A 4605-nucleotide genomic window follows, 5' to 3' on the forward strand; every position below is an offset into this window, starting at 1 on the left:
AGGTGATTGAGGATTGAAACGATAAAAAATATAAATTGCAACTGGCACTGGAGAAAGTGACAATTACCAACAAAGGTGATTGAGGATTGAAACGAAAACGCTAAGAGCAAGTGGAGGGCAATTTAGCAGTGACAATTACCAACAAAGGTGATTGAGGATTGAAACATGAAAAGAAATTCAGCTACGTTATTTCTAGAGTCGTGACAATTACCAACAAAGGTGATTGAGGATTGAAACGTTGTACTTTGTAAGAAAGGGTAGCAGGATATGTGACAATTACCAACAAAGGTGATTGAGGATTGAAACAAAAATCAAACTAATGCAATTACTAATGTAAATAATGTGACAGTTACCAACAAAGGTGATTGAGGATGAAACCCAAGACCCCCGATAATTCTTATATCCGCACAGCCAAACGCGGAAAACATAAAATATTTATTGGTATGGCTCCTGGTGTGGGGAAAACTTATAAAATGTTGGAGGAAGCACATCAACTTAAACAAGAAGGTATTGATGTTGTCATTGGCTTTTTAGAAACTCATGGACGCAAAGACACGGCTATAAAAGCTATAGGATTGGAGGTAATTCCTAAAAAAACTATTCTTTACAAGAATATCAACCTCGAAGAAATGGACACCGAGGCAATTTTAAATCGTTCTCCCCAACTGGTTTTAGTTGATGAATTAGCTCATACAAATGTACCTGGTTCACATCGGGAAAAACGCTATCAGGATGTAGAATTAATGTTAGCAGCAGAGATTGATGTTTACTCTACTGTTAATATTCAACATTTGGAAAGTTTGAATGATGTAGTCGCAGCAATTACGGGTATTGTGGTGCGGGAATGTATTCCCGATATTCTCTTAGATGAAGCTGACGCTGTGGTTGTAATTGATGTGACTCCTGAAACCTTAGAAGAACGTTTACGGGAGGGAAAAATTTATGCCGCTAATAATATTGAGCAATCTCTAAAAAACTTTTTTCAGCGGCGTAATTTGATTGCTTTGCGAGAATTAGCACTAAGAGAAGTGGCAGATACTGTTGAAGAAGAGGCAAATACTTCTATCTCTCCTGAACAAATTTGCAATATTCATGAACGAGTTTTAGTGTGTGTATCTACTTATCCTAATTCAATTCAATTATTACGACGTGGGGCGCGACTTGCCAATTCTATGAATGCTAAGTTATATACTGTATTTATTGAAGATCCTGAACGGTTTCTTAGTAAAGAAGAAAGTTTGCATATTCATACTTGTGAAAAACTCTGTCAAGAATTTGGTGGTGAATTTATCCAGGTAAAAAGTAACAATGTTCCTCAAGCAATTTCCCAAGTTGCAACAACTCATCATATCACCCAAATAGTTATCGGTGAAAGTCAACAGCCACGATGGAAAATATTCTTGAAAAGCTCTTTTACCCAACGATTGCTGGAGCTAATTAGAGATAAAAAAATAGATTTACACATTATTGCTACTGAAAAATGAAATTTAATATTTGTTAATCTATCTCAGTTGAGATGTAATTTTATGATTTTTTGTCTAGGGTAAATATCAAACTTGGAAATCTATCCTCACAAGTTCCTCAAATTCTTTATGTATAAATATGAGTAGTTACTAAGGGAGGCTTTGAACCGGATACAGTAATTGTCAATGCTGGGCAAGGTAATATAGAGGTATATATGTTTAATAAAATTTTAGTGGCGTTAGATCGCTCAGAACTAAGCAGAGAAGTTTTTAAACAAGGCGTAACTTTAGCAAAGTTAACATCCGCAAACTTAATGTTACTGCACGTTTTATCACAAGAAGAAGAGGGTAGTCCTGACGCACTGATTTACCCCAATATTGATTACTATCCTGGCTGGAATGAGCAAACATTTAAATTGTACCAAGAGCATTGGGACAAATTCAAAAAAGAAAGTTTGCAGATGTTACAGTCATTTAGCGCCCAAGCAAATACGTCTGGCATTAATACGGAATTTACTCAAAATACTGGTAGCCCAGGACGGAAGATTTGTGAATTAGCCACGGTTTGGAATGCTGATTTAATCATTATAGGACGACGAGGACGTTCTGGATTGGCGGAATTCTTTCTCGGTAGTGTGAGTAACTATGTTTTACATCATGCACCTTGTTCTGTGCAAATTGTCCATATTCCTATTAGTTCTCAAGCGGCAGAGGTTACTTCAGAAACTACCACTTTTAGTAATTAATACGAAATTATGATGAAGCTGCATAGAATAAGATTTCAAGAATTATTAACCGCAGATAAACGCAGATAAACGCAGATGAATTCATGGATTTTATGATTCTGTGCAGTCTCACATAAAATTGAAGTTTGTATAAAACAAACGGTAATTGGTAAATATTTTGACCTCTTATCAGTCTCTTTGAAGTGGAAAAAAATGAAAACATCAGTTCCACCTTCTTTAATTCATCCTAGTGGAGATAAGCGTTTAAAGATGTTAGACGCAACTATTAAGCGTCATCAATATCAACAAGATGCACTTATTGAAATTCTGCACCGGGCTTCGGAACTTTTTGGTTATTTAGAACTGGATTTATTGCTTTATATTTCCCATAGCCTGAAATTACCACCGAGTCGGGTTTATGGGGTGGCTACATTCTATCATTTGTTTTCCCTTGCACCGAAAGGGGTTCATAACTGTGTGGTATGTACGGGTACTGCTTGTTATGTAAAAGGCGCTCAGAATATCCTCACTCGGTTGGAAAAATTTACGCAAATTCACGCAGGAGAAACTACTACAGATGGTCAAATTTCTCTGATGACAGCTAGGTGTTTGGGTGCTTGTGGAATTGCCCCGGCTGTGGTTTTTGATGGTGCTGTTTTAGGTTATCAAACCCCGGAATCAGTTTGCGAGAAAGTGGGAGAATGGTTGCAAAATGGAACTACATGAATTATTAGAAATTGCCGAAAAAGAACGTTCTCAACAGAAATCTGTACAAATTCGGTGTTGTACTGCGGCGGGTTGTCTGTCTTCTAATTCCCAAGCTGTGAAAGATAATTTAGAAGCATCTGTCAAAGCTGCGAGTTTACAAGATACTGTGCAAGTTTCTGGTGTGGGTTGTATGCGTTTGTGCTGTCAGGGCGCATTGGTACAGGTGGAAATTTTGGCAAATTCTCCAGAATCAAAGTTGTATCAAAAAGTTATCCCAGAGCATGCAGCAGAAATTATTGCGGGGGTAAATGGAGAAGTCACAAATTTAAATCAGGGTGATTTAAATCAGCCATTTTTTAGCCGTCAATTGCCTATTGTCCTCGAAAATAGCGGTAAAATTGATCCCGAACGGATTCAAGCTTATATTGCCGCTGATGGTTATCAAGCCCTTTACCATGTGCTGCGGGAAATGAAACCCTCTCAGGTAGTGGAAACCATTACTAAAAGCGGTTTACGGGGACGAAGTGGGGCTGGTTATCCGACGGGTTTAAAATGGGCAACGGTAGCAAAATCGCCAAGCGAGAAAAAGTTTGTGATCTGCAATGCTGATGAAGGTGATCCTGGTGCATTTATGGATCGCAGTGTATTAGAAAGTGATCCTCATCGGGTTTTGGAGGGAATGGCGATCGCTGCTTATGCGATCGGTGCAAATCAAGGTTATATTTATATTAGAGCCGAATATCCCATTGCTATTAAACGTCTAGAAACAGCAATTCATCAAGCCCAACGTTTAAGACTACTCGGTTCACAAATCTTTGACTCTCCCTTTGATTTTAAAGTAGAAATCCGTATCGGTGCAGGTGCTTATGTGTGCGGTGAAGAAACGGCTTTAATGGCTTCGATTGAAGGTAAACGCGGTCTCCCTCATCCCCGCCCACCATACCCCGCTGAGTCCGGTTTATGGGGCTATCCAACCTTAATCAACAATGTGGAAACCTTTGCCAATATCGCGCCAATTATCCGTAAAGGTGCGGAGTGGTTTGCTAATATCGGCACTGGTAAAAGTAAAGGTACAAAGGTATTTGCGTTAGCTGGAAAAATCCGCAATACGGGTTTAATTGAAGTGCCAATGGGAACATCTTTGCAAGCAATTGTGGAAGAAATGGGAGGAGGTGTTCCTGATGGTGGTATTGCTAAAGCAGTACAAACCGGCGGTCCTTCTGGGGGATGTATACCTGCGTCGGCTTTTGCTACACCTGTAGATTATGAATCTTTAACCGCATTGGGTTCAATCATGGGTTCGGGTGGGATGATTGTGATGGATCAAACTACAAATATGGTAGATGTCGCCCGCTTTTTTATGGAATTCTGCATGGATGAATCTTGTGGTGAGTGCATTCCTTGTCGAGTGGGAACTGTGCAATTACACGGTTTGTTAACAAAGATTAGTCAAGGGGAAGCTTCATTAGCTGATTTGGATTTGCTGGAGGAACTTTGTGACATGGTAAAAAACACAAGTTTGTGTGGTTTAGGACAATCTGCACCAAATCCAGTTTTTAGCACTTTGCGATATTTTCGAGATGAGTATTTAGCTTTAATTAGGTGACAGGGAACAGGTGACAGGTGACAGTAAGAAGGGAGAGGAAGTAGGGGAGAAAAATATTCTTTTGCAACTGACAACGAACAACTGACGACTGACAATCACCAAA

The 4605-nt window shown here is 39.2% G+C and carries 4 protein-coding genes and 1 CRISPR repeat array; all 4 genes read left to right on the forward strand.

Translation table 11 applies throughout. The features are described 5' to 3' along the window. The first annotated feature begins 56 nt into the window (after window positions 1-56). Window positions 57-379: direct repeats of the CRISPR family, unit length 37 nt; unit sequence GTGACAATTACCAACAAAGGTGATTGAGGATTGAAAC. A gap of 22 nt (window positions 380-401) precedes the next feature. After that, window positions 402-1484: a sensor protein KdpD gene (locus tag FJR38_RS11230; protein ID WP_371418187.1), complete on the forward strand. Its 1083-nt coding sequence runs from the start codon at window positions 402-404 to the stop codon at window positions 1482-1484. A 194-nt stretch (window positions 1485-1678) separates the two neighbouring features. Then, the gene (locus FJR38_RS11235; protein ID WP_168494240.1) at window positions 1679-2209 is read left to right on the forward strand and encodes a universal stress protein; all 531 of its coding nucleotides are present in this window, start codon (window positions 1679-1681) and stop codon (window positions 2207-2209) included. A gap of 192 nt (window positions 2210-2401) precedes the next feature. Then, window positions 2402-2914: a bidirectional hydrogenase complex protein HoxE gene (gene hoxE, locus FJR38_RS11240; RefSeq protein ID WP_168537026.1), complete on the forward strand. Its 513-nt coding sequence runs from the start codon at window positions 2402-2404 to the stop codon at window positions 2912-2914. Continuing rightward, complete coding sequence (locus FJR38_RS11245; RefSeq protein ID WP_168537028.1) at window positions 2901-4502, forward strand: NuoF family protein; 1602 nt, start codon at window positions 2901-2903, stop codon at window positions 4500-4502. Before hoxE ends, FJR38_RS11245 begins: the two co-directional genes overlap by 14 nt. Window positions 4503-4605 lie beyond the last annotated feature (103 nt).

The sequence above is a fragment of the Anabaena sp. UHCC 0253 genome (genome assembly GCF_009712085.1).
GTDB lineage: Bacteria > Cyanobacteriota > Cyanobacteriia > Cyanobacteriales > Nostocaceae > Dolichospermum.